At 25.4% G+C, this 1195-nt stretch carries 2 pseudogenes; both read left to right on the top strand.

What is annotated here, in order from left to right:
- Positions 1-239 (top strand): annotated as a pseudogene (locus AC30RD_RS09650) (hypothetical protein); the annotation flags it as partial.
- Positions 232-1195: pseudogene (locus AC30RD_RS09645) on the top strand (DEAD/DEAH box helicase); the annotation flags it as partial. The pseudogenes AC30RD_RS09650 and AC30RD_RS09645, both read left to right, overlap by 8 nt.

The following is a 1195-nucleotide window of genomic DNA, read 5'->3' as shown; positions in this document are numbered from 1 at the left end:
AATATAGAGATTATTATGATTTATATTTTTTAGCTAACCATTTTAGTTTAAAAACAATCTTTAATCTATCAAAAGATATTTTAGATGGAATTAATCTTAAACTTTTTATTAATGCTTTAGTGTATATTGATGATATAAAAGATGAAAATATTAACCATTTACAACCTATTAAAAAATTATCTTTATTAAAAATAAGAGATTTTTTTGAAAATAAAATAAAAGAGTTGCTTAATGAATAGTGCTGAAATTTTTGAATATTTAAAAGATAATAAAATAGAGCTTTTAATAGTTAGTGATGATAAAGAGGCTCTAATAGCAAGAGATATCGCTTCTTTTTTAGGATATAAAACATTTATACTACCTGATTTTAGGGCAAATTTTGGAGATGATTTATTAAGTTTTAGCGAAGAGCTAAAACAAATCTCAACTTCACTAAATAACTATCATAACTATACTAAAAAAAATAAACTCTTAATCTCTCCTATTAGAACTATTACTTATAAACTACCTAAAAAAGAGTGTTTTAATACTAAAAAAATAGCTTTTGGAGATACGATAAATTTAGATGAATTTAAAACTTTGCTCTATAATTGGGGATATATTTTTGTTGATATAGTAGAGAGTGAGGGAGAAGTTTCTATTAGGGGTGATATTATAGATATTTTTATAGTAGGAGAGGATGAACCTATTAGGATATCATTATTTGATGTAGAGGTTGAGAGTATTAGATATTTTGATATTCAAAACCAAAAATCTTACCAAAAAGAGTTAGAAGAGATTATATTAAGACCTGCTTTTTTAGCTTTGGATGAGCAAAAACTCTCTTTATTAGACCAAAAAATCAAATCAAACCAAAATAATATAATAAATAATATCCATTCTTTAGGGTTTTGGTATTTACAAAGAGATTTTTTAAAAGATTTTGTGTTACTGCATGATTTAAGCGAAGAGATTGAAGAGTATAGGGAATTTTATAAAGAATTTAATGAAGCGGTGCTAAAAGCGGATATCATTCCTGAGGGTAAATGCAAAGATATAAAATGGTCCATAGAAAAAGGTAAGATTAAGATTGGGAATTTAATATATGATGAAAAAACTCCGCTTGAGATTCTAGCTAAAAATGACGTATTGCTTCGAGAATATGAATTAGATGAATTTGTTACAAAGCATTTAAGAAATTTAGATGGTGCTGAGA

It is taken from the genome of Nitrosophilus sp., from assembly GCF_982775275.1.
The sequence above is the reverse complement of the archived record's forward strand: the minus strand, read 5'-3'. Positions and strand labels throughout refer to the sequence as shown.